20 protein-coding genes and 1 pseudogene are annotated in these 22,389 nt (G+C 38.1%); 18 read left to right on the top strand and 3 right to left on the bottom strand.

The features are described 5' to 3' along the window. Positions 1-34: 34 nt before the first annotated feature. The gene (locus Q5760_RS22025) at positions 35-598 is read left to right on the top strand and encodes a transposase (protein WP_428909724.1); all 564 of its coding nucleotides are present in this window, start codon (positions 35-37) and stop codon (positions 596-598) included. After that, on the top strand, positions 484-1,428 hold the full coding sequence (locus Q5760_RS22020; protein WP_428912659.1) for an IS3 family transposase: 945 nt from the start codon (positions 484-486) through the stop codon (positions 1,426-1,428). The genes Q5760_RS22025 and Q5760_RS22020 overlap by 115 nt, the downstream gene beginning before the upstream one ends. Before the next feature lie 229 nt (positions 1,429-1,657). Here Q5760_RS22020 and Q5760_RS22015 read toward each other — a convergent pair whose 3' ends face one another. Continuing rightward, a complete protein-coding gene (locus Q5760_RS22015) occupies positions 1,658-2,206 on the bottom strand; it encodes a PepSY domain-containing protein (protein WP_428909723.1) in 549 nt (182 codons plus the stop codon). A 198-nt stretch (positions 2,207-2,404) separates the two neighbouring features. Next, positions 2,405-2,628 (bottom strand): annotated as a pseudogene (locus tag Q5760_RS22010) (hypothetical protein). Between the two features lie 262 nt (positions 2,629-2,890). Here Q5760_RS22010 and Q5760_RS22005 point away from each other — a divergent pair. The 11 genes from Q5760_RS22005 to Q5760_RS21955 all read left to right on the top strand — a co-directional run bounded on the left by Q5760_RS22005 (position 2,891) and on the right by Q5760_RS21955 (position 13,841). Beyond that, a complete protein-coding gene (locus tag Q5760_RS22005) occupies positions 2,891-4,369 on the top strand; it encodes a BglG family transcription antiterminator (RefSeq protein WP_428909722.1) in 1,479 nt (492 codons plus the stop codon). Next, positions 4,369-4,815 (top strand): PTS sugar transporter subunit IIA, encoded by a 447-nt coding sequence (locus Q5760_RS22000; protein ID WP_428909721.1) that lies wholly within the window; start codon positions 4,369-4,371, stop codon positions 4,813-4,815. Before Q5760_RS22005 ends, Q5760_RS22000 begins: the two co-directional genes overlap by 1 nt. A gap of 20 nt (positions 4,816-4,835) precedes the next feature. After that, a complete protein-coding gene (locus Q5760_RS21995) occupies positions 4,836-5,243 on the top strand; it encodes a fructose PTS transporter subunit IIA (RefSeq protein ID WP_428909720.1) in 408 nt (135 codons plus the stop codon). A 102-nt stretch (positions 5,244-5,345) separates the two neighbouring features. Beyond that, positions 5,346-5,657 (top strand): PTS fructose transporter subunit IIB, encoded by a 312-nt coding sequence (locus Q5760_RS21990; protein ID WP_428909719.1) that lies wholly within the window; start codon positions 5,346-5,348, stop codon positions 5,655-5,657. Positions 5,658-5,672: 15 nt separating this feature from the next. Continuing rightward, on the top strand, positions 5,673-6,761 hold the full coding sequence (locus tag Q5760_RS21985; protein ID WP_428909718.1) for a PTS fructose transporter subunit IIC: 1,089 nt from the start codon (positions 5,673-5,675) through the stop codon (positions 6,759-6,761). A 69-nt stretch (positions 6,762-6,830) separates the two neighbouring features. Next, a complete protein-coding gene (gene alsE / locus Q5760_RS21980; protein ID WP_428909717.1) occupies positions 6,831-7,535 on the top strand; it encodes a D-allulose 6-phosphate 3-epimerase in 705 nt (234 codons plus the stop codon). A gap of 98 nt (positions 7,536-7,633) precedes the next feature. Further along, positions 7,634-9,634: a transketolase gene (gene tkt / locus Q5760_RS21975; RefSeq protein ID WP_428909716.1), complete on the top strand. Its 2,001-nt coding sequence runs from the start codon at positions 7,634-7,636 to the stop codon at positions 9,632-9,634. A gap of 89 nt (positions 9,635-9,723) precedes the next feature. Next, positions 9,724-9,990: a phosphocarrier protein HPr gene (locus Q5760_RS21970; RefSeq protein ID WP_428909715.1), complete on the top strand. Its 267-nt coding sequence runs from the start codon at positions 9,724-9,726 to the stop codon at positions 9,988-9,990. Continuing rightward, on the top strand, positions 9,991-11,703 hold the full coding sequence (gene ptsP, locus Q5760_RS21965; protein ID WP_428909714.1) for a phosphoenolpyruvate--protein phosphotransferase: 1,713 nt from the start codon (positions 9,991-9,993) through the stop codon (positions 11,701-11,703). A 151-nt stretch (positions 11,704-11,854) separates the two neighbouring features. Continuing rightward, positions 11,855-12,814: a 6-phosphofructokinase gene (gene pfkA / locus Q5760_RS21960; protein WP_428909713.1), complete on the top strand. Its 960-nt coding sequence runs from the start codon at positions 11,855-11,857 to the stop codon at positions 12,812-12,814. A 169-nt stretch (positions 12,815-12,983) separates the two neighbouring features. Continuing rightward, positions 12,984-13,841, top strand: a complete 858-nt coding sequence (locus tag Q5760_RS21955; protein WP_428909712.1) for a class II fructose-bisphosphate aldolase — start codon at positions 12,984-12,986, stop codon at positions 13,839-13,841. An 825-nt stretch (positions 13,842-14,666) separates the two neighbouring features. Here the strand turns inward: Q5760_RS21955 and Q5760_RS21950 are convergent. Next, on the bottom strand, positions 14,667-16,208 hold the full coding sequence (locus Q5760_RS21950; protein WP_428909711.1) for an IS200/IS605 family accessory protein TnpB-related protein: 1,542 nt from the start codon (positions 16,206-16,208) through the stop codon (positions 14,667-14,669). Positions 16,209-16,602: 394 nt separating this feature from the next. Between Q5760_RS21950 and Q5760_RS21945 the strand changes: the two genes are divergently transcribed. The 5 genes from Q5760_RS21945 to Q5760_RS21925 all read left to right on the top strand — a co-directional run bounded on the left by Q5760_RS21945 (position 16,603) and on the right by Q5760_RS21925 (position 22,382). Continuing rightward, on the top strand, positions 16,603-17,880 hold the full coding sequence (locus tag Q5760_RS21945) for an IS110 family transposase (protein ID WP_428909710.1): 1,278 nt from the start codon (positions 16,603-16,605) through the stop codon (positions 17,878-17,880). Between the two features lie 817 nt (positions 17,881-18,697). Beyond that, entirely contained in the window at positions 18,698-19,474 is a 777-nt protein-coding gene (locus Q5760_RS21940; protein ID WP_428909709.1) for a transposase, read from the top strand. A gap of 618 nt (positions 19,475-20,092) precedes the next feature. Then, positions 20,093-21,040, top strand: a complete 948-nt coding sequence (locus Q5760_RS21935; RefSeq protein ID WP_428909708.1) for an FHA domain-containing protein — start codon at positions 20,093-20,095, stop codon at positions 21,038-21,040. A gap of 14 nt (positions 21,041-21,054) precedes the next feature. Next, the gene (locus Q5760_RS21930; protein ID WP_428909707.1) at positions 21,055-22,119 is read left to right on the top strand and encodes an AAA family ATPase; all 1,065 of its coding nucleotides are present in this window, start codon (positions 21,055-21,057) and stop codon (positions 22,117-22,119) included. A gap of 11 nt (positions 22,120-22,130) precedes the next feature. Beyond that, positions 22,131-22,382: an EsaB/YukD family protein gene (locus Q5760_RS21925; protein ID WP_428909706.1), complete on the top strand. Its 252-nt coding sequence runs from the start codon at positions 22,131-22,133 to the stop codon at positions 22,380-22,382. Positions 22,383-22,389: the final 7 nt, after the last annotated feature.

The raw sequence follows: 22,389 nt of genomic DNA, 5'->3' as shown, positions 1-22,389 counted from the left end.
AGAGTAGAAAATCTAACTTTCGGGGGTGTTTTTAATGGCTAAATACAGTGAGAAATTTAAAATTAAGCTTGTTACCGAGTATTTACAAGGGAATCATAGTTATGGATCATTGGCCAAAAAATATAATATGGGCGGGAAAAATCGAATATATGAATGGGTGAAAATATTCGAGGCTCAGGGTAGAGACGGTTTAAAAACGAGAAAGACAAAGAAGAGGTATTCTGTTCAATTTAAGTTAAGTACGGTACAATTTATCAAAGAAACAGGTGCTTCTTGTTTAGAAACTGCGATTCGTTTTAACATGAATAGCCCATCCTTAATTAATAGTTGGGTGAATTCATTTAAATTAGAGGGAATAGAAGGCCTGAAACCAAAGTCAAAGGGGCGACCTTCTATGTCAAAGAAACCCAATAAACAATCGAAAGAGAAAGAACAAAAGTTAACACGTGAAGCAGAGTTAGAACGTGAGAATGAACTCCTGAGATTAGAAATTGCTTACTTAAAAAAGCTGAGAGCTTTTCGGGAAAATCCGAATGTCTTCCTCGAAAAGCACAAGCAACATTGGCATTCGAACTCAAAGAAGAAGGGTTCCGATTAAAGGATATTCTCTTAGTTGTGGGAATTCCTGAAGCAACCTATCACTATCATGTAAAGAACTTTGGAAAAGAAGACCCAGATAAAGAGCTTAAAGAAGTGATTACCCAGCAATTTAAGAAGTTTCATGAACGTTATGGCTATAAACGTATTACAGAAGAATTAAAAAAATTAGGATATTTGGTTTATCATAAAAAAGTGTATCGACTTATGCAGGAACTAGGATTGAAATGTGTAAAATTTATGCGGAAATCCCGGAAATACAATTCCTATAAGGGGAAGGTTGGAAAGGTAGCGAAGAACCGTCTATCCCGCCGTTTTAACACACCTATTCCTCTTCAAAAATTAGTAACTGACATTACAGAATTCAGATGTCTAGGCGAAAAGAAGTTGTATTTAAGCCCTATTCTTGACCTTTATAATGGAGAAATTATCTCGTTTGGAATCCAAAAACGTCCAACATTGGAACTTGTCATGGAACCATTAAATGAAACAATTGAGATCATAAAGAATCACGCAACCTACCGTACTACCATCCATTCAGATCAAGGGTGGCATTACCAGCACAACAAATGGGTGAAAACATTAAAGAAAAATAAAGTATTCCAAAGCATGTCACGTAAAGCAACCTGCGCAGACAATGCCTCCATGGAGAACTTCTTTGGCATTTTAAAGCAAGAAATGTATTACGGGGAAAAACTAGTAAGCTATGAAGAATTACAAAGAAGAATAGAAGAATATATCAACTGGTATAATAATGAACGATCAAAAGAAAAATTAACTGGACTGAGTCCGGTAGAATACCGTACTCAATCTAGCCAATCAGCTGCATAATAAAAACTCTAACTTTTAGGGGTCGCCACCTTCTCTGTGTTTCAATTTTATAATAGAATGAAACAGAAGGGCGGTTCTCGCGTTTCATTTTAATTGATATAAATAGATAAACTGCACAGGGATAACCCGAAAAAATCCCGTTTTATAAACGTTTCACGATCGATATATATTAATAGAAACAAGAGCCCCCATTATAAATAGGGCTCTTGTTTCATTTAAGTCTAAATGATTAATTGTCCCACTCAACATCAAGTACTTTTCCAGTAGACGCATCAATGTCAACTTCAGCTTCTCCACGATCGGTTTTCAATTCTACTTCATATGTGATAAGACCATCGTCCTCATCTTTCTCAATTTTAACCATTTTACCATTTACTGCCTTTTCAGCAATCTCAATGGCATCAGCTTGAGATATGATGTTTTGGTTGTTGTGATCGGTATTTGAAGAATGAACATCATCATCGTCATGATCATCACGGTCAATGGCGTAAATTTCTCCAGAGTAAGCATCGATGGATAAGTCATAATCTACATCATCTTTTTCCACATCAACTTCGTATACCACTTTATCGGATTTTCTTTCTAATTCAATCTCTTCTACCGTACCCGCAACTTCTTGAAGAGCTATTTTCTTAACTTCATCTGTACTTAGAACTGTTTTCTCATTCTTGGCTGTAGTTGTTGTACGAACATCATCATTATCTGCCGCACCGACTGCAAATGCCCCACCAAATACAAGCGCAGCTCCCAAAACACCGATTACCATTTTCTTTTTCATTATTACGTCCTCCTTTAATTTTCATATTTCATTTCTATACTCTTACTATAACCATGGAAAATGAGAATCTGAGTAAAGAAAGATTAGAAAATGATTAGAAAATGGGAAACAGGGGGACTGTTCTCGCTGTTTCATTTTTTTATACAACAAAAAAAGCTGTCCCAACGACAGCTCCGATCAACAACCTAAGTATAGTTTTTACATAAACTTACTCTCATCTTTAGGGCTATCCAACATCATCTTTTCAAGCTCCAGCTTCATTTTTTCGGTTTCAATTAGATAGTTTTCGTGTTTCAGTTTCTCCAATCAAGTTGATCTTTCACCATGTTGGCCTTTAGTTTTGTCTGCTTTTGTAAATGAGTCGTAACAATAGCGATGATTGGAATCGCAAATACCATAATAACCGCAATAGTCCCCGTCATGACAAACCTCCCTATTCTTAGAATCCCTTTATCCTATATAAATAGTAGCAAATTTTTCTAATAAATAGTAACGTTTTGTGAGTTGCTAATGTTTCTTTCATTAAAATGCCCGAAGGAAGTTCCTGTTTCATAAAATGGTCAGAATGAAACAAACAGAACCGTCCCTATGTTTCAAATGTCCACTTAAGCGGACAAAGTTATGGTAAGCGGTTGCAAAATGGTATGATATTCTAAGTATGTGGAGAGGGGGAAGAGTTAGGAAATGAGCTCAACAGAGAAAAGAAAAGGTTCATTGATTAAGTATTTGATTAACAAGGAACATTTCGTTACAGCAAGGGAAATTTCAGAAACCCTCGGAATTTCGAGTAAAACGGTGTATCGAATGATCACTGAAATTAATGAGGACTCTCCCGAAAAAAATATCATTATCTCTCAACACGGAAAAGGATACCTACTCAATTATCCGGAGTATATCAAGTGGAAAGATGATCTAAAGGATGAGGGACCAAACGGTTCACCAGAAGACAGAAGGAAGTCCATTACAAAACTACTTTTGTTTAAATCGCCGAATCCGATTTCAATCATGACACTCTGTGAAAAATTTTATGTAAGCGAATCCGTAATTAATGCGGATGAACGTATCATCTCAGATACCTTAAAGGACTATAATTTGGAACTTGTGAGAGAGAATCGAAAACTTTCGATAATAGGGAATGAAGGAAATATCCGAAGTGCCATTGCTCAACTGATTTTAGATGATGCACCGATGGATCAGACAGATTTTTATAATCATGAGGAAGAAATCAACCAGGAATATATGTCGTTTGCCTTAAAGCAAATTGACTATATTGAAAAAGTACAAAACTCATCCATTCCTTATCCTTATAATATCAACATTTCCTCCCATCTTTATATTATGATCAAACGTTTGATTGAAGGAGATATGAAGGGGGATTATTCGGAAGAATATTCGATTAATGATCAACAATTAATCCAATCCAACCTTGAGATGTTTGAATTAGCCATGAAAATTATTGATAACATTCGCTCTAGATATTCAGTTCATGTTCCAAATGCAGAGGTTCTTTATCTTTTTCAATATTTAATCTCATCGAGAATTGATACAAAATATGTCGATGATATCCGCTATTCGCCTTTAACTTTTGAAGTCACGAATTACTACATTGCGCGTGTGTTTCAAAAATTAGGTGTGCAAACAACGAATAGTGAAGGTGTTTTAAGAGATATTATCAAGCATGTTCAACCGATGATTAATCGAATTAATCATGGCATCTTGATTAAAAACCATTTAATCGATGAAATTGAACATGAATATAAAGCTATTTTAACAGCGGTAGAGGAAGTTTCCAAAGAAGTAGAGGAAAAGTTCCACTTCAATAAAATATCAAAAGCAGAATCTGGATTTTTAACCTTATACTTTGCTAAGTACTATGAAAAAAATCCTCGAAAAATACATGCTCTAATCATGTGTACAACTGGGATTGGGACATCTGAATTACTAAAAACGAAGGTAAAGAAAGTCTTCCCGGAAATTGAAATTGTTGATGTAGTTTCAACCCGTATGCTAGAAGATTACGATCATGAAGCGAAACACGTTGATATAATTATCACCACGATTCATGTTGAAAATCAACTAGATATTCCGGAGGTTTTAGTTAGCGCTTTATTTACAGAGCATGACCAAGTAAGAGTCAGAAACGTAATAGGGAGTCTAACGTAATGAAAAAACACGAAATGAATGTAACCATTCATCCATTGGAAGTACCAATGGATATCTCAAAAGAAAGCGCTTTAAATAAAATTGTTCACTTATTGACTGACCAGCAAATCATTGAAGACGGGGATCTTTTTCTAAAAGAAGCCCTGAAAAGAGAAGAAATGGGAAACACCCATATAGGCCATGGTGCAGCTCTCGTTCACTTAATCCATGATACGGTCAAACAAGAAGGGATTTACCTATATGATTTACGGAATCCCATAAGCAATTGGTATATGGATGAAACACATCCAATTCGGTTCATCATCGTTTATGCCATCAGTCAGGAAAACAGCGACAATCTCAAGTATTTTAGAAAATTCTCATCACTGTGTGGTGATGATGAATTCATGGAACAGTTGGTTCATCAACGCATGACAATTGAAAAAATAAAAAAATATCTATTCTAATAGAGAGTTGGGGGAAGAAGATGACTACGACGACAATAAACCTAGATAATATTTTAGACCGAAATTTAATTCATGTAAATGTAAAGGCTTCAAGTAAAAAAGAAGTGCTTGAACTGCTAGCAAGTAAATTTTTAGAAAACAACTATATTACTAGCTCAGAAGAATATTTGGAAGATGTGTATAAAAGAGAGGAAGCAGGAGTAACAGGAATTGGAAATTACGTTGCGATTCCACATGGCCGAAGTGCTGCAGTTGAAAAAGTAGGCGCTGCGATTGTCATCCTTGATGAAGAGGTAGAATGGGAATCCCTTGATGAAACTGGGGCGAAAATTGTCATCTTATTCGCAGTTGGGAATGACAACGAAGGCTCAAATGCTCATTTAAAACTATTGGCAGCGTTTGCGAGAAAATTAGCAACGAAGATGTAGTGAAGGCATTATTAGAAGTAAAAAATGTAGATGAAGTCATTACTATTTTAAACAAATAAGAAAAATCACAAAAATAAATTAAACATCTAGGAGGAATTATAAATGAAAATCGTTGGAGTATGTGCTTGTACAGTAGGAATCGCTCACACTTATATCGCTCAGGAGAAGTTGGAAAACGCAGCGAAAAAGAAAGGTGACGACATTAAAATCGAAACTCAAGGTACCATTGGAATCGAAAACGAATTAACAGCTGAAGACATTGCAAACGCAGATGCCGTTATTTTAGCGGTAGATGTTCAGGTCACAGGTAGAGAACGTTTTGAAGGAAAGCGTGTGATCCAGGTTTCAACAGACACAGCCATTAAATCACCAAATAAATTAATTGAAAAAATTCATGAAGTTGTCGGCAAATAATAGGGGGGACTCATTATGTCTTTTATTAGAAGATTAGAGTTAAAAAAACATTTATTAACAGCAATTTCCTATTTAATTCCAATTGTTTGTGGAGCAGGTTTTTTAATCGCCATTGGTATGGCTTTTGGAGGTAATGGTGGGGCGGACTTAACACAACCTTTTACCTTCTGGGATGCTCTAGCTAAAATGGGAGCCCTTGCTTTAGGGTTACTACCTGCCGTTATCTCAACAGGGATTTCTGCTTCAATTGCAGGAAAACCGGGGATCGCTCCAGGTGCTATTATTGGTTTAACGGCTAATGCCATTGGAGCAGGATTTATTGGTGGGATTTTAGGAGGATTTATAGCAGGTTATCTTGCAGTAGCTATTATTAAGAATTTGAAAGTTCCTAACTGGGCTAAGGGATTAATGCCAACTCTAATTGTTCCATTTTTAACTTCCATTATTGGTGGGTTAATCATGGTTTACATTATCGGGATTCCGATCGCTGCTTTTACATCGCTTTTAACAAATGCATTAAACGGTTTAGGGACTTCTTCGTTGTTCGTATTTGGTGGAATTGTAGGGTTATTGAGTGGAGTTGACTTTGGTGGTCCTATTAACAAGACGGTATTTGCCTTTGTATTGACTTTACAGGCAGAGGGAGTAAATGGTCCGATTACGGCATTACAATTAGTAAATACAGCTACACCAATTGGATTTGGGTTAGCTTACTTTATCGCAAAAATGTTTAAGAAAAATATCTATACAAAATCAGAAGTGGAGACGTTGAAATCGGCAGTTCCAATGGGTGTTGTAAATATTGTTGAAGGTGTCATACCGATTGTTATGAATGATATTGTTCGTACTGTAACGGCCGTAGCGATTGGTGGATTTGCAGGTGGAGCAACAACGATGGTGTTAGGAGCAGATGCAACGGTTCCGTTTGGTGGCGTATTGATGTTACCGACGATGTCTCAACCATGGACTGGAGCTGTAGCTATATTAGTGAATGTTGTTGTAACAGGTTTGGCCTTGGCTATTCTTAAGAAAAATGTGAAAGAAGACGAGCAAGTAGAAGTTGAAGAGGAAGATATTGATTTAGACGATATTCAAATTAGTTAAGAAAAATGCATGTGCATGACATGAGGTCTTTTTAAGAGACGACAAATGAGATTGGAGGATAGATAGAGTATGAGAAAAGTAGAATTTTCACCATCATTGATGACAATGGACTTAGATAAGTTTAAAGAACAAATTACTTTTTTAAACAATCATGTAGATTCTTATCATATTGATATTATGGATGGGCATTATGTACCCAATATTACATTATCCCCATGGTTTATCCAGGAAGTGCGAAAAATAAGTGATTTGCCGATATCCGCCCATCTAATGGTAACGGATCCAAGTTTCTGGGTTCAACAATTAATTGATATCAAGTGCGAGTGGATTTGTATGCATGCGGAAGTACTTGATGGTCTGGCTTTTCGATTAATTGATCAAATTCATGATGCGGGATTAAAAGCAGGGGTCGTATTAAATCCAGAAACGAGAATTGAAACGATTTTCCCATATATTGATTTAGTCGATAAAATTACCATTATGACTGTGGATCCAGGATTCGCTGGTCAACGTTTTCTCGAAAGCACGTTAGATAAAATTGTGGAATTAAGAGAATTAAGAGAAGAAAAAGGCTATAAATATGTGATTGAAATGGATGGATCCTCTAGTCGTAAAACATTTAAACGCATAGATGCAGCAGGTCCTGATATTTATATCATTGGTCGTAGCGGTTTATTTGGATTAGATGAAGATATCGAAAAATCATGGGAAATCATGTGTAAAGATTATGAGGACATGACTGGGAAGGAAATGCCTGGGAAAGTAATATCATAAATTTATAGATTGAGTGCCAAGCACCATCAAGTAGGTGGAAGCGCTTGGCACTTATTTTTTTATCAAACATCATACATATAAAGAAGGGATATCATACCATGACACAAATAGATCAATTAGCTATTAACACCATCCGTACATTAAGTATCGATATGATTGAAAAAGCAAACTCTGGACACCCTGGTTTACCGATGGGTGCGGCGCCAATGGCTTACACGTTATGGGCAAAAGAAATGAACGTGAATCCGACCAACCCAAATTGGTTTAACCGTGACCGATTTATTTTATCAGCGGGCCATGGTTCAGCGCTTCTATATAGTATGCTTCATTTATTTGGCTACGATGTTTCAATAGAGGATTTAAAAAATTTCCGCCAGTTTGGCAGTAGAACACCAGGGCATCCAGAATTCGGACACACAGATGGGGTGGAAGCAACAACCGGTCCACTGGGACAAGGGATTTCCATGGCTGTTGGGATGGCAATGGCAGAGCGCCATTTAGCCCAAACGTATAATCGAGATGGCTTTGAAGTGGTCGATCATTACTCATACAGTCTTTGCGGAGACGGTGATTTAATGGAAGGTGTTTCAGCTGAAGCGGCTTCACTTGCTGGCCACTTAAAGCTAGGCAGACTGATCGTATTATATGATTCTAACGATATTTCGTTAGACGGTGACTTAAATCTATCATTCTCTGAAAGTGTAGCCGACCGTTTTAAAGCCTATGGCTGGCAAGTTCTTCGTGTGGAAGATGGGAATGATATCGCGGCGATTGAGAAAGCAATAAAAGAAGCCAAAGCGGATGAAAATCGCCCAACTTTAATAGAAGTAAAAACGGTCATCGGTTATGGTTCGCCAAATAAATCAGGTGATTCAGCAAGCCACGGTGCACCGCTTGGGGCAGACGAAGTCAAATTAACGAAAGAATTCTACGGCTGGAATTATGATGAATCCTTTTTTGTTCCAGAAGAAGTGAAACAACATTTTAGTCGTATGGTTGAGGCTGGGCAAGAAAAAGAACAGGCGTGGAATAAACTGTTTGACGCTTATCAGGTGGAGTATCCAGAACTTGCAGAGCAATTCCAACGTGCGGTGAAAGGAGAACTTCCTGAAAACTGGGAGGAGTCACTTCCTGAATTTGAATCAGGATCCAAAATGGCGACGAGAGCGTCTTCTGGTAAGGTGTTAAACGCAGCAGCGAATGCAATTCCACAATTCATTGGTGGTTCTGCGGACCTTGCAGGTTCCAATAAAACGTTCATTTCTTCTGAAAAGAATTATGCGTTAGATGGATATGCTGCTCGAAATATTTGGTTCGGTGTTCGCGAATTTGCTATGGGTGCAGCATTAAATGGAATGGCGCTTCATGGCGGCGTGAAAGTATTTGGAGCCACTTTCTTTGTATTCTCGGATTACTTACGCCCTGCGATTCGTCTTGCAGCTTTAATGAAATTGCCAGTTACTTATGTGTTTACCCATGATAGCATTGCGGTTGGAGAAGACGGTCCTACCCACCAACCGATTGAACAGTTAGCAGCATTACGGGCAATACCAAATGTAGATGTGATTAGACCAGCGGATGCCAAAGAAACAGCTGCAGCATGGCGTTTGGCTCTTGAAAGTCGTGAAACCCCAACTGCATTGGTGTTAACCCGTCAGGACTTGCCAACACTTGATCTTGCACAGGAACAAGTCTATGAAGGTGTAAAAAAAGGTGCCTATGTGGTATCTCAAGCAAATGGCGAAGCAGAAGGATTATTGATCGCAACAGGTTCTGAAGTGTCGTTAGCGATTGAAGCTCAAAAAGAACTTGAAAAAGAAGGTATTCCTGTATCAGTTGTCAGCATGCCTAGTTGGCATCGCTTTGAACAGCAATCACCAGAATACAAAGAAAACGTCCTTCCATCTCATCTAACAGCACGCGTCGCCATTGAACTTGGCTCTTCCCTAGGTTGGAGAGAATACACAGGGCAACAAGGCAAAACCATCACAATTGACCAGTTTGGAGCCTCAGGTCCAGCAGATCAATTATTACAAGAATATGGTTTTACAGTAGAAAATATAGTTCGTACGTATAAACAAGTATTAGAATCAATTTGATTTTATCAAAAAGACTTTCAAGTAATAAGGAACGCAGTTGTTCCTTATTACTTGAAAACATGATGATTAGGCTAAAGGAGAAGATATAAATGGTAAATAAACAATTTACAGTCATCGATGAAATGGGATTGCATGCTCGTCCAGCGACTTTATTAGTGCATGAGGCTACCCAATTTTCTTCTGATATCAAACTTGAGTATAACGGTAAATCTGTCAACTTAAAATCCATCATGGGTGTTATGTCATTAGGTGTCGGTCATGGTGCTGAAATCAAGATTAGTGCTGAGGGAGAAGACGAGCAGGAAGCCCTAAGTTCTTTAACAACGAAATTGAGCCAAGAAGGGTTGGCTGTATAAATGAGTATGTTAAAAGGGATCGCGGCATCAAATGGAATTGCAATTGCTAAAGCTTATCGACTAGTAGAGCCAGATCTTTCTTTTGAAAAAAGAGAAGTAACAGATGTTGAGGTGGAGATCAAACGTTTACAAGATGCTTTACTAGTATCAAAACAGGAATTAGAGGCCATTCGTGATCAAGCAAGAGTAGATTTAGGTGCAGATAAAGCTGCTATTTTTGAGGCGCATTTATTAATTGTAGATGATCCAGAAATGATATCACCCATTAAAGATAAGATTAAAGCAGAAAAAGTAAATCCTGAACAGGCGTTAAAAGAAGTGACCGATATGTTTATATCTATGTTTGAACAAATGGATAATGAATATATGCGTGAAAGAGCTGCGGATCTCCGCGATGTGAGAAAACGTATACTTTCTCATTTATTAGGTGTTAAGATTGTGAACCCTAGCACGATTGCAGAGGAAGCAATTGTAGTTGCGGAAGATTTAACACCATCAGATACAGCGCAATTAAATCGTAAATATGTAAAAGCCTTTACAACGAATATTGGTGGACGTACTTCCCACTCTGCTATCATGGCACGTTCATTGGAGATACCAGCAGTGGTGGGGACGAAAACAGCAACAGATGAGATTCAAGATGGCGATTTAGTCATTGTAGATGGGCTAAAGGGAGAAGTTCATATTAATCCTACTCAAGAAGCTATCGAACAATATAAAAAAGAACAAATTCGCTTTGAGGAGCAAAAAGCGGAATGGGCTAAACTAGTGAATGAAAAAACGGTTACTGCTGATGGACAACATGTTGAATTAGCCGCGAATATTGGAACTCCAGATGATTTGGTGGGAGTTATGAACAATGGCGGTGAAGGGGTTGGCTTATTTCGAACTGAATTCTTATACATGGGCAGGGATGAACTTCCCTCAGAGGAAGAACAATTCGAGTCGTATAAGGCCGTTCTTAAAGGAATGAATGGAAAGCCAGTTGTTGTTAGAACACTTGATATTGGCGGCGATAAGGAACTTCCTTATTTACATTTACCAAAAGAGATGAATCCATTTCTAGGGTTCCGAGCTATTCGACTTTGTTTAGAAGAGCAAGAAATATTCCGTACACAACTACGTGCGCTCCTTCGGGCAAGTTCTTTTGGTCATTTAAAAATCATGTTTCCGATGATTGCAACCTTAAATGAATTCCGTACAGCAAAAGGAATCTTAAACGAAGAGAAACAAAAGCTGATCAATGAAGGAGTTCAAGTTTCTGACAACATTGAGATAGGAATCATGGTTGAAATTCCTTCTACTGCGGTGATGGCAGATCAGTTTGCAAAAGAGGTGGATTTCTTCAGTATTGGTACGAATGATTTGATCCAGTATACGATGGCTGCTGATCGTATGAATCAAAGGGTTTCTTATTTATATCAGCCATACAATCCAGCTATTTTACGATTAGTAAAAATGGTCATTGATACAGCACATAAAGAAGGTAAATGGGCTGGAATGTGTGGTGAAATGGCTGGAGATGAAATGGCTATACCATTATTACTTGGATTAGGTCTAGATGAGTTCTCTATGAGTGCTCCGTCCATTTTAAGAGCACGTTCGCAAATTCTCCGTCTCTCCAAAAAAGAAATGGAAGATTTGGCAAAAAAAGCATTACAAATGAGTACTACAAGTGAAGTTCTAGAAGCAATAAAAACAACAATAAAATAAACCAAATGACCCGTTTAGGAATAAAATCCACGAAGGAGATTCTAGGTATTTCTTAATCCGATGATACTGCTATTGTCAAAGTTTTATGTAGATAAACTAGATCAGAAGTATGGGTGGATTGCGGGCAAACAGAAAGGAGGAAAGTGTCAAGGTGAAAAAAATTGCCGTATTAACTAGTGGTGGTGATGCCCCTGGAATGAATGCTGCAATCCGTGCAGTTGTAAGAAGAGGGATCTTTAAGGGGATTGAAGTATATGGTGTAAGGAATGGATATAAAGGCTTAATGGCTGGAGATTTTATTCAAATGGAACTTGGTAGCGTAGGTGATATTATTCATCGCGGGGGGACCATCTTACGGAGTGCACGAAGTGAGAAATTTAGAACTGTAGAAGGACAGGAACAAGCGTTAGTACAACTAAAAGAAATGAATATCGACGGGTTAATTGTAATTGGAGGCGATGGTTCTTTTAAAGGTGCAGGAAAGTTAACGGCACAAGGGTTTCCAACAATTGGTATTCCAGGTACCATTGACAATGACATTGCAGGGACGGACTATTCAATAGGTTTTGATACCGCTGTTAACACAGCGGTGGAAGCGATCGATAAAATTCGTGATACATCCTTTTCACATGAACGTACTTCTATCATTGAGGTTATGGGACGTAATGCGGGAGACATTGCACTTTGGTCTGGAATGTGTGCTGGTGCAGAATCGATTATTATTCCAGAAGCAGCCTACGATATTGAGCATATCATTAACCGGATTCAACAAGGACAAGAACGTGGAAAGATGCATAGCATTATTGTGGTAGCTGAAGGAGTATGTAAAGGTGCAGATATCCATAAAGTAATTAAAGAAAGAATCGGGCTTGAAACAAGAGTAATTGTTCTCGGGTACCTACAACGAGGAGGTTCTCCCAGCTCTTTTGATCGAATGATGGGTAGTCAAATGGGTGCAAAAGCAGTTGATTTATTAGCCCAAGGAGAAAAAGGTGAGATGGTTGGATTGAAAAATGGCCAATTGATTCATGTACCTTTTGAAGAAGCTGCGAAAGATAAGCATACTATTGATATTTCTGTCTATCATCTAGCAAAAAGTCTATCAATCTAGTGAATTTCGAAAATGTGAGCATGACTTTGTTGGGTTAATTGGATATTTGGATTAGTGATTCACTACTCTGGTTTTTGCAACGTACTAAAGGCTTGTTTAATTAGTTTTATCTTTTTTATGTCAGTATTATCAGTTGAATATATATAATTCATTTAAGGGAGAGATTCATATGGCGTTAGTTTCAATGAAAGAAATGTTAAATAAAGCATTAGCAGACGGATATGCAGTAGGTCAGTTCAACATTAATAATTTAGAGTGGACACAAGCTATTTTAGCTGCAGCAGAAGAAGAAAAATCTCCCGTCATTCTTGGTGTATCAGAAGGTGCAGCACGTTATATGGGTGGCTTTAAGGTAATTACATCCATGGTAAAAGCTCTAATTGAGGAAATGAAGATCACCGTTCCTGTTGCGATTCATTTAGATCACGGTTCAAGTTTTGAAAAATGCCAAGCTGCAATTGATGCAGGCTTTACATCCGTTATGATAGATGCTTCTCACCATCCTTTTGAAGAAAATATTGAAATAACGAAGAAAGTGGTCGATTATGCTCATGAGCATGGCGTATCTGTTGAAGCGGAACTAGGTACTGTTGGTGGACAAGAAGATGATGTAATTGCAGATGGTATCATCTATGCAGATCCAAAAGAATGTGAAGAGTTAGTTAAGCGTACTGGAATTGATTGTTTAGCACCTGCTTTAGGCTCTGTTCATGGTCCTTATAAAGGTGAACCGAAATTAGGATTTAAAGAAATGGAAGAAATATGTAAAGTAACCGGTATGCCACTTGTTCTACACGGTGGTACAGGTATTCCAACGGATCAAATTAAAAAGTCTATTTCATTAGGAACAGCCAAAATTAATGTGAACACAGAGAATCAAATTACCTTTACGAATAAAGTTCGTGAGGTATTAAATACAGATCATGATGTATATGATCCACGTAAATTTATAGGTCCTGGTCGAGAAGCAATTAAAGAAACGGTTATAGGCAAGATGCGTGAATTCGGTTCTTCTAACAGAGTTTAAATCAACATTTTTTTGTTCATTCTTTTCTAAGTTAACTGCGGCTTAACTATCAAAACGTTTTTAGTTAAAACATCGGAACGGTTCTCGTGTCTCATTCATATAATCCTTTTTCCGGTAAAGCCAGTGAAACACCCAGAACCGTCCCTCTGTTGCAAAAATTATCTTGAAAAAATTGAAGGAATTTGGGGATAGAGGTCGAATTAAATGATATAGAACGAAAAGGTTTAATCTCCATTGTTTTGCCTCAATTCTAAATAACATTTCTTATTATTTTTCTGAAACCCCACACATGTACAATTTCAAGTTTTAGATTCGTTTGTATTAAAGTGTCACAAACCGCTAGTGCTCTTTTTAGAAAAACCTCATTGTTTTGTTTGCTCCCTCATTGTTTGGAGGTGGGCCTTTTGAAAACGAAGAGAAATCATCCATCTCCTAAAACGTCTACTTTGAATAACCGTTCCTAAAAACATAGACATTTATAGACATTCTATAAAATAATCTGTTCAAGAGGAAAACTCTTGCACGTAAGACGAACAGTTTTTCTTACGAATCACGTTGGAGAGTCACACTCCAAAACAAGAATGGAAACATCCATCTAAATAAGTTTTACACTCTAGTAGATTTCAACGTTTCCGTCACATGCCCATGACGATGCCCTTATTGGAGCAACGTACGTGAAAGGATACAGGAGTTGGTTCTCGCTGTACTCTTGTCAGGCTGTTAGCCTCGCTATAGAAAAAAAGCCTAAAAGTGACAAGAACGGAAGTACGTGGTCCCTTTATTCCTTACAGGTATCAGGGAAGCGTTGCCCCCGTTCCAACCTAGTTAACGATCTGCTTTTAATAGTTCAATTTTGTCTTGGAACGTATAATTCCTTTTTATATATTGGGTGAGGCTCATCCAATTTCTATAATTAGATTTTTCTTTGTCAAATGTCTTTGGAAGTCCTAATACCGTATCGTATCTTGGTTGTTCTGTCCGGAAGCGAAAGGATTTTCTCGCAATCATGCAGGCCGCGGAACCGTGTGAACTAAGACCATAACGAGCCATAAACTTCATATGGCCAATTTGACTTGTATAAGCAGGATGGATCGAGACGATACCTACACCAAGTTTTTTTGCTTTTGATTGGATCAACTCTTGAAATTGAGCATAAGCGAATCCAGATAACATACGTGCATATTTTTTATTCTTTTCCCCTAATGCAACTCTTTTCTTGGAGAAGTTTAAGTTTTCAATCACTACTTGTTTTCCTTTTTCTTTTGCATATAGTAAGACACTTTGAATGGCATCACTCAATGAAGCTGAAACCTGCTCTTTTCTTCTGTCATACATGGGACAGGAAATCTTCCATTCTCGTAATGGATTCCCAAAACGATCAATTTCACACGCGGTTAAAAAGCCTGCATTTAAATCAATTCCAATGGCCCCTCCAAGATTAGAGGTCTCAATTTCGGATGTATCTCTGTCTACTGTTGCGTAAAGATACCATCCTTTTTTCTTTCGTACAAAACGGTAGGTGACTGCTTTAAAATATTTTTGTGTTTTACCACCTCTTGTGATCCCGATATACGCTTTCTTGGCCTCATCTAAAAAGGGTTGTCCATAGGGAAACAACACATCGGGAATACAAATATACTTCCCGTATTTTTCCTCAAAACAACGGGCAACACGTAAACGAAGTTCATTCTTTATATTGTAGGAAGCGCTTTGATTTCCAAACGTTTCGTCTTTCGAGCCAACGACTAGAAATTGAGCGCTCCGTGCGCATTGCCAATCATGTTTCCATTCTTCATGGGATGTGTATCCGTTCTCTTCTAGATGAAATTGCTTGTGAAATAGTTTCTTCGAGCCAAAACAAATCCTTACTCGATTAACCTCTATGTCGCATGTTAACTTTTCTCGTCTCTGTTGGAGATTACGTAATTTCCGCTTCTTTTGGTGGAGGACAAACTTGATGTTTCTATATCTTTTGACGGTGTTCTCAAAACGAGGATTTGTTGGACTCAGGTTTTGAATCTTTTCCAACCATGTCTCTTTTTGTTTATGCTTTTTATCAATGGACTTCTCTACTTCAGCGATCTTCGCGGTTAATTGTTCCATTCGGAAATTGATGTTTTCTTTGACCGAATCAATTTTTCCTTCCAATTGAATCCGAAGAGAATTAAATTGTCTTGCCGTGATTCCATGCTGTTTCGAAAAGGAAGATTTAATTGAAGGGACGGTTTGTTTTTTTACATATAATTGCACAAACAGTTTACGTTCTAGTATGCCAAAAAACTTACCGGATTCCTGGAGGTAGTCTTCTGAACACAAACCGTTATTCAGTTGGACGCTCCTCAACTTTGTCTGGTAAGTTTGTAACATCGTGAATAGCCCCTTTCACTTTGTCTTGGTGATGACATTTTTACTACTTCTGCTTCTGTATAATTTACCAAAAAATGAATCAATTAACTTTATTTCTTTCAATCCTGTGCTTAAACGGTTTGAAACATTTCCATTTATACACTTTTTTAGAACATACGTTCTATTTAAACTATACAAAATTTTATATAATTTGTCAATCATTTTAGAAATATACATTTGATTATTAAAACAGCGAAACTGTTCCTCCGTTTTAGCTTATTAAAATGCATTAAAGGAGCATTCCTGTTAAAAGGATTTTCGGGGACTTGAACAAAAAAGAGCCCTCTTGGTATGATACGGGGTGTCAAAATCTGCAGAAATTGACCCCTAATTTGTTAACCAAGGAGGACTCCATATGGATTTTAAACAAAACCATAAAATAAATCAAGTCACTGAAAACACACTCGTTGTCGGAATCGACATTGCGAAGCGAAAACATTTCGCCTGCTTTGTAGATGATCGTGGGCGAGTGCTCCAAAAATCATTTTCTATATTACAGTCTTATGATGGATTCCAGCATTTTTATCATCGTATTCTAACTGCGATGAAAGAACACGAAAAAACAGAAGTCATCGTAGGGATTGAACCTACTGGCCATTACTGGCTTAATTTAGCCTATTTCCTTGAGGAACGAGGCATTCCCCTCGCAATGGCTAATCCTTTGCACGTCAAGCGCTCAAAAGAGTTGGACGACAATTTACCAACCAAACATGATCGCAAAGATGCGCTGGTGATCGCTCGTCTCATAAAAGATGGGCGCTTTAGTTATCCACGTATTTTGAAAGACATTGAGGCGGAGCTTCGTGTTGGGTCAACATTTAGAGGTAAGTTGACAGAGGAATTAGGTGCTGTCAAAAATATGATGATTCGCTGGTTAGATCGCTATTTCCCGGAATTCACTCAGGTGTTTCCGTCATTCGGAAAAATGGCTTTGGCTGCACTTGAATGTACTCCATTTCCAAGTGATCTTTTTCAAAAGCAACCCGATGAAGTCTTATCACTTTACCGACAGGTTGAGGGGCTAAAATCTCCCCAACGACCAAAAGCAATACAACTCATTGAAGTCAGTTCTAGCTCCATCGGAGTAACAGAAGGACGTGAGATGGCCCGTATTGAAATTGCCACGCTCGTTCGCCGTTACAACCAGTTGGAACAAGAAATTAAAAGTCTTACACAGCAATTAGTCACGCTTGTACAAACGTCTGTAGAGTACGAATGGCTCTCAACGGTTCAAGGACTGGGCGATACCACAATCGTTGATTTATTGGCTGAAATCGGTAGCTTTTCACACTATGAAGATCCACGCCAAATCATTAAACTTGCGGGACTAACTTTACGTGAAAACTCTTCCGGCCAGCACAAAGGGCAAAAACATATCTCCAAACGGGGAAGAAGAAAGCTACGTGCCCTCCTTTTCCGAGTGATGATGCCAATGGTTCGCCATAATGAAGCCTTTCGAAAGCTGCATGAATATTACACTAACCGTAAGGTTAATCCGTTACGGAAGAAGCAATCTATTGTGGTTCTATGCGGAAAACTATTAAAAGTCTTACATGGAATAAGTACAAAGCACAAAGCTTTTGACGCACAGCGAATGATGAAGGATATTCCTAGTCTCGCAGAGACTATGTAAAAATCTACATCCCTTTAACAAAACTAGACAACAGGATGACACGGAGAAGCTGGCACTATTTTCACCATCCGACCTTGAGTCCCTAAAGGAGCTTCGCTAGCCTCTGCCTTATGACTAGACCGAACGAAGGAATGTAGGCACTTAGATGCCCAGAGACATGGGAGGGTACGTCATCATAAGCTACGCAGAGATCTATTGTGCATCGTATAATTTCCGAACACTACTTTACCATTATTTTCCAGTAGTGACCGCGTAGCGTACCCATACACTGGAATAGTTTCACATAATATGAAAATTTTATTAGGATTCGTGTCCAAAAATATTTTTTTGACACTCCACCAACGGCTCAAACCGTTGATATATTAACATTTATAGAGGGAGGTTATTTTTCATAATTAACATTAAATTGAGATTAAAGGAGTCCTCAATTTAAAGGCATCATCCAAATATTCCTATATTTTCATTACTAAATATAAATAAAACATTTGTCTATAAATGTCTCGAAATATACAAACAGTTTTAAACCCCTCAATTTAATCCTTTGTAAAGAAATACAGGCACCTGGCCACTTTATCTACACAAACCCAATTATATTTGTCTTTTGCTTCTAAGAACAAACTAGTATTCCTTAAATAGAGCGGCATTTTTAGCCTGTGCTAGTTTAGTAGAAGTCGGTACGAAATCAAATTAAGCCCAAATTTTCATTAGAACAAACAGAACAACAGCGTGCAAATAAATGTTTATTTTTAAGAGGATGGATGACAAGGCAAAAGCAATTAAAAACAACATACCTATTAAAAAGGGACGGTGTACTCCTATGCCACGCGTAGCAAGAGTCAAAAGTATCACTGGAATTTATCATCTTATTTGGAGAGGAATTAACAGGCAGGAAATTTTTCATGATGAAGAGGATTGGATCACATTTCTTGAAATCCTTCAAAGGTATAAAAAAAAGCTTCATTTTGTGGTGTACGCTTGGTGTTTGATGGGCAACCATGTTCATCTTTTGATAAAAGAAGGGGGCGAGGATATTTCGATTACAATGAAAAAAATCGGTGTCAGCTACGTTGGGTACTATAATAGGAAATACGAAACCAACGGACCTTTGTTTCAGGGGCGGTATAAAAGTGAAAATGTGGAGGAACCCGGCTATTTATGGAGGGTCATTCGATATATTCATCAAAATCCTGTTAAGGCTGGGATGGTGGTCAAACCGGATGACTGGCAATGGAACAGCTGCCGTGGATACTATGGAGAAGAACTTTATCCGCAAGGTTTATCGGATCATCAGGAGATACTAAAGCAAATTTCTAAAGATATCTCCGTTGCTCGAGAAAGGTTCAAGGAATTTAACGAAAGAACAAACGATGATCAATGTATGGAACATACCGATAAACCCCAAAGAATAACAGACAAAGAAGCGAGACAACAAATTAAACCACTCATCCATCCACTAGAAATTGCCCATATCCAAAGCTTGCCAAAAGAAAAAAGGGATGAGACCCTCCGCAAAGTAAAAAAAATCGAAAAAATCACACTCCGTCAAATCTCAAGAATCCTGGGCATCAAATTACACATTGTGTTTAGAGCGTGAAACAAAGGGACGGTTCTTGCTGTTTCAAATTAAAAGAGAAGTTGGTAGTGGGTTAGTTAAACAATGTAGTGTTTCCCACCTTAAAGAAGGATAAGCGTCGATATTCGCTAGGAAATGCGACGCGGAAACGGAAAGTAGAAAGGAAATAGATTGCTACAATTGTAGTGGTCTACTTCCTTTTTTTGTTATTTTTGGGTCTACTAGAGTCACAAATTAGCGATAAAAATTTACTCCTCTGTTTAGACCAAACTACTAAACAGTGAAACACTGAGAACCGTCCCCCTGTTCCAAAGAGCAGATCTTCATGTTTCTTTCAATGACAAAAGTCACACCTCCACCTAAAACTAGGTCTTTTATGGTGGATAAAAAGAACGAAATTGCCTTGCTATATGTAAATAATCGGTAAAAAGTGACAAGAATATGTCAATTTATGCTAGAATTTTTATAATTTAAAGGAAGTTTAATGATGGAACATGGGGGACGGTTCTCACGTTTCATTCATAAACTCCATTCTTCGGGTTAAGGCAGTGATACGCCAGAACCGTCCCCATGTTTCAGTCCTCAAAGAAAGCGCAACAGGAGAACCGTCCCCATGTTTCACAATGGTAGGTGTATGTAATGGGAGTTCTTACGGAATATGGAACGATACGTGATGTGACTAGTGGTTCAACCTCCAATATAGCGTATGTTCTCAATAATAATCATGATTTTTCATTAACTGAATATAAAGTCTTACTAAGTCAGAACCATACGGGGTTCATCAAGTGCATGCAGATGTTGTACAACGGGAAAATTGAACTGTATTATCTGACATCGGAGCATCGAACGTTTACTTCCATGCTACCGGAGCTTGATGGGAATGGGTTTATGACCGTTGTGGCCAATTTACTGAATGCCATCATCGAGGTCAAGAACAACGGATTCTTATCTTACCAAAAAATTGATATTTCACTAGATAAGATTTTCATCCATCCAAGCAACCTTTCCGTAGGATTAATCTATGTACCAATTAATGTTCGTGTACTTAAGGATTTTTCAGCCTTTGAGACCGAATTAAGAACGAACCTGGTCAAGCTGATCAATAGTCTGCCTTCATTGAATTCGCAAAGAATCAGTGATTTTTACGTAGAGCTTTCAAATGGAAGATTGTCGCTTGAGGAGTTGGCAAGCAAAATCACGGGGATTTCACCGAATCTAAAAAGAGAAGCAGGTTCTACAAGAAACTCTCCTAATCTGAAAAGAGAAGCGGGTACAGCTAGAGACTCTGGGATGACCCTCGAGGCGTTGAACGCTCCAGTCGCATTGAAGCTGAACGTGAATAAGGATTCCTACGTCATTGGAAAAAATCATTCAGAGGTCGACGGTGTCATCTCTTTTAATAGTGCGATCAGCCGAGCGCATTGTAAGATTACGAGAATCAACGGAAATTATTGGCTTGAGGATTTGGGAAGCACAAACGGAACCTATATCAATAAAGTCCGTCTTCAACCAAACAAGTCAAGACCGATCAAAAATGGCGATAGAATTCAATTAGCGAACATTGACTTTCACGTTCGCGTGTTATAAAGGTGAGACAGAATATGTATAAACCAAGAATTATTATTGCAGATACGGATGAAAACTATCTGACTCCTCTGCAACTCAAATTTGTAGAAGAATACTTTGATAAAGTCAATCTCGAGATTATTACGGAAAAGACGTATTTCGAGGAATTGTTTTCAACCCCTCAAAAAGTCGATATTCTTGTCGTTTCTGAGGATTTGTATCATGACACTAATCTTCAACGCCACAATATCCATCATACCTTTCTCATGACAGAACAAAACGGCGGGGACGAAAAAGGGCAGACAGAGGATTTAGCAACTGTTCGAATTTTTAAATATACGAGTATAAAAGTAGTTTTTAATGAAATCATCGCGAATAGTTCTGGAGTGTTACAAACGATATCTGAGAAGCAACAAGAATGTCAAATCGTACTCGTATACTCTGCTAGTGGCGGGGTTGGCAAGACAACCCTTGCTTTAGGAATGAGCCACTGTCTGACGAAGAACTATAAGCGAGTTCTCTATATAAACGCAGCAAGCATCCAGTTTTTTCAACAATTGCTTGAAAATCAAAGTGCGATTTCAGCTTCTGATGTCTATGCCAAACTAGCGAGGGCGAATGAACAGATCTTCCCAGAAATTCAACACGTGATACGACGAGAAACCTTTCATTATCTCCCGCCCTTCAAGGCGCCATTAATGTCGCTTGGCTTGCCTTATTCCATCTATGAAAATATTGCCAGATCAGCAAAGGCATCTAAACAGTATGACTACATTATTATCGATGCAGACCCAACCTTTGATGAGGACAAGGCAAGGTTATTAAGTATCGCTGATCGAGTTGTAATGGTCACGAACCAGAATCGGAAGTCCGTTTATGCAACGAATGTTTTAGTAAATCACATAGATGGAGTGGATTCTGAAAAGTATTTCTTTATATGCAATGATTTTGATAAAGAAGAGGAAAATGCATTAATGGGTCCGGATATCCGATTCAAAATCAATGATTATATTGGTCACTTTGGATTTTATGACCAAATGAACATTGAGGATTTCTCAAAGGATAGCGGAGTCCAACGAATGTCATTTCTTATGTTATAGGGGGGACAATGATGGCTGACGAAAAAGCAATTGTAATCCTTAATATCCATGAACGTAATGTGACGGTCGATTTAGAAGTACCGTTGAACATCTCTGCAAACGAATTAGTGATCGCGCTCAATGAAGCGTACGACCTAAACATCGACGTTTCAAATGTGAAAAATTGCTATTTGAAAACAGAAAACCCAATCGCCCTACTAAAAGGCAACAAACAACTCTCAGAATTCGGAGTCAGAAACGGGACCATCATCAACATAACCTGAAACATGG

The organism is Niallia sp. Kr1, assembly GCF_050389805.1.
In the GTDB taxonomy this organism is placed as follows: domain Bacteria; phylum Bacillota; class Bacilli; order Bacillales; family Cytobacillaceae; genus Bacillus_BD.
This window is presented reverse-complemented; position numbering and strand designations above follow the sequence as displayed.

Excerpts from the sequence above, each read along its gene's own strand:
- Q5760_RS22025 (WP_428909724.1), top strand. The coding sequence starts at position 35 with ATGGCTAAATACAGTGAGAAATTTAAAATTAAGCTTGTTACCGAGTAT.
- Q5760_RS22015 (WP_428909723.1), bottom strand. The coding sequence starts at position 2,206 with ATGAAAAAGAAAATGGTAATCGGTGTTTTGGGAGCTGCGCTTGTATTT.
- Q5760_RS22005 (WP_428909722.1), top strand. The coding sequence starts at position 2,891 with ATGAGCTCAACAGAGAAAAGAAAAGGTTCATTGATTAAGTATTTGATT.
- Q5760_RS22000 (WP_428909721.1), top strand. The coding sequence starts at position 4,369 with ATGAAAAAACACGAAATGAATGTAACCATTCATCCATTGGAAGTACCA.
- Q5760_RS21995 (WP_428909720.1), top strand. The coding sequence starts at position 4,836 with ATGACTACGACGACAATAAACCTAGATAATATTTTAGACCGAAATTTA.
- Q5760_RS21990 (WP_428909719.1), top strand. The coding sequence starts at position 5,346 with ATGAAAATCGTTGGAGTATGTGCTTGTACAGTAGGAATCGCTCACACT.
- Q5760_RS21985 (WP_428909718.1), top strand. The coding sequence starts at position 5,673 with ATGTCTTTTATTAGAAGATTAGAGTTAAAAAAACATTTATTAACAGCA.
- alsE (WP_428909717.1), top strand. The coding sequence starts at position 6,831 with ATGAGAAAAGTAGAATTTTCACCATCATTGATGACAATGGACTTAGAT.
- tkt (WP_428909716.1), top strand. The coding sequence starts at position 7,634 with ATGACACAAATAGATCAATTAGCTATTAACACCATCCGTACATTAAGT.
- Q5760_RS21970 (WP_428909715.1), top strand. The coding sequence starts at position 9,724 with ATGGTAAATAAACAATTTACAGTCATCGATGAAATGGGATTGCATGCT.
- ptsP (WP_428909714.1), top strand. The coding sequence starts at position 9,991 with ATGAGTATGTTAAAAGGGATCGCGGCATCAAATGGAATTGCAATTGCT.
- Q5760_RS21955 (WP_428909712.1), top strand. The coding sequence starts at position 12,984 with ATGGCGTTAGTTTCAATGAAAGAAATGTTAAATAAAGCATTAGCAGAC.
- Q5760_RS21950 (WP_428909711.1), bottom strand. The coding sequence starts at position 16,208 with ATGTTACAAACTTACCAGACAAAGTTGAGGAGCGTCCAACTGAATAAC.
- Q5760_RS21945 (WP_428909710.1), top strand. The coding sequence starts at position 16,603 with ATGGATTTTAAACAAAACCATAAAATAAATCAAGTCACTGAAAACACA.
- Q5760_RS21940 (WP_428909709.1), top strand. The coding sequence starts at position 18,698 with ATGCCACGCGTAGCAAGAGTCAAAAGTATCACTGGAATTTATCATCTT.
- Q5760_RS21935 (WP_428909708.1), top strand. The coding sequence starts at position 20,093 with ATGGGAGTTCTTACGGAATATGGAACGATACGTGATGTGACTAGTGGT.
- Q5760_RS21930 (WP_428909707.1), top strand. The coding sequence starts at position 21,055 with ATGTATAAACCAAGAATTATTATTGCAGATACGGATGAAAACTATCTG.
- Q5760_RS21925 (WP_428909706.1), top strand. The coding sequence starts at position 22,131 with ATGGCTGACGAAAAAGCAATTGTAATCCTTAATATCCATGAACGTAAT.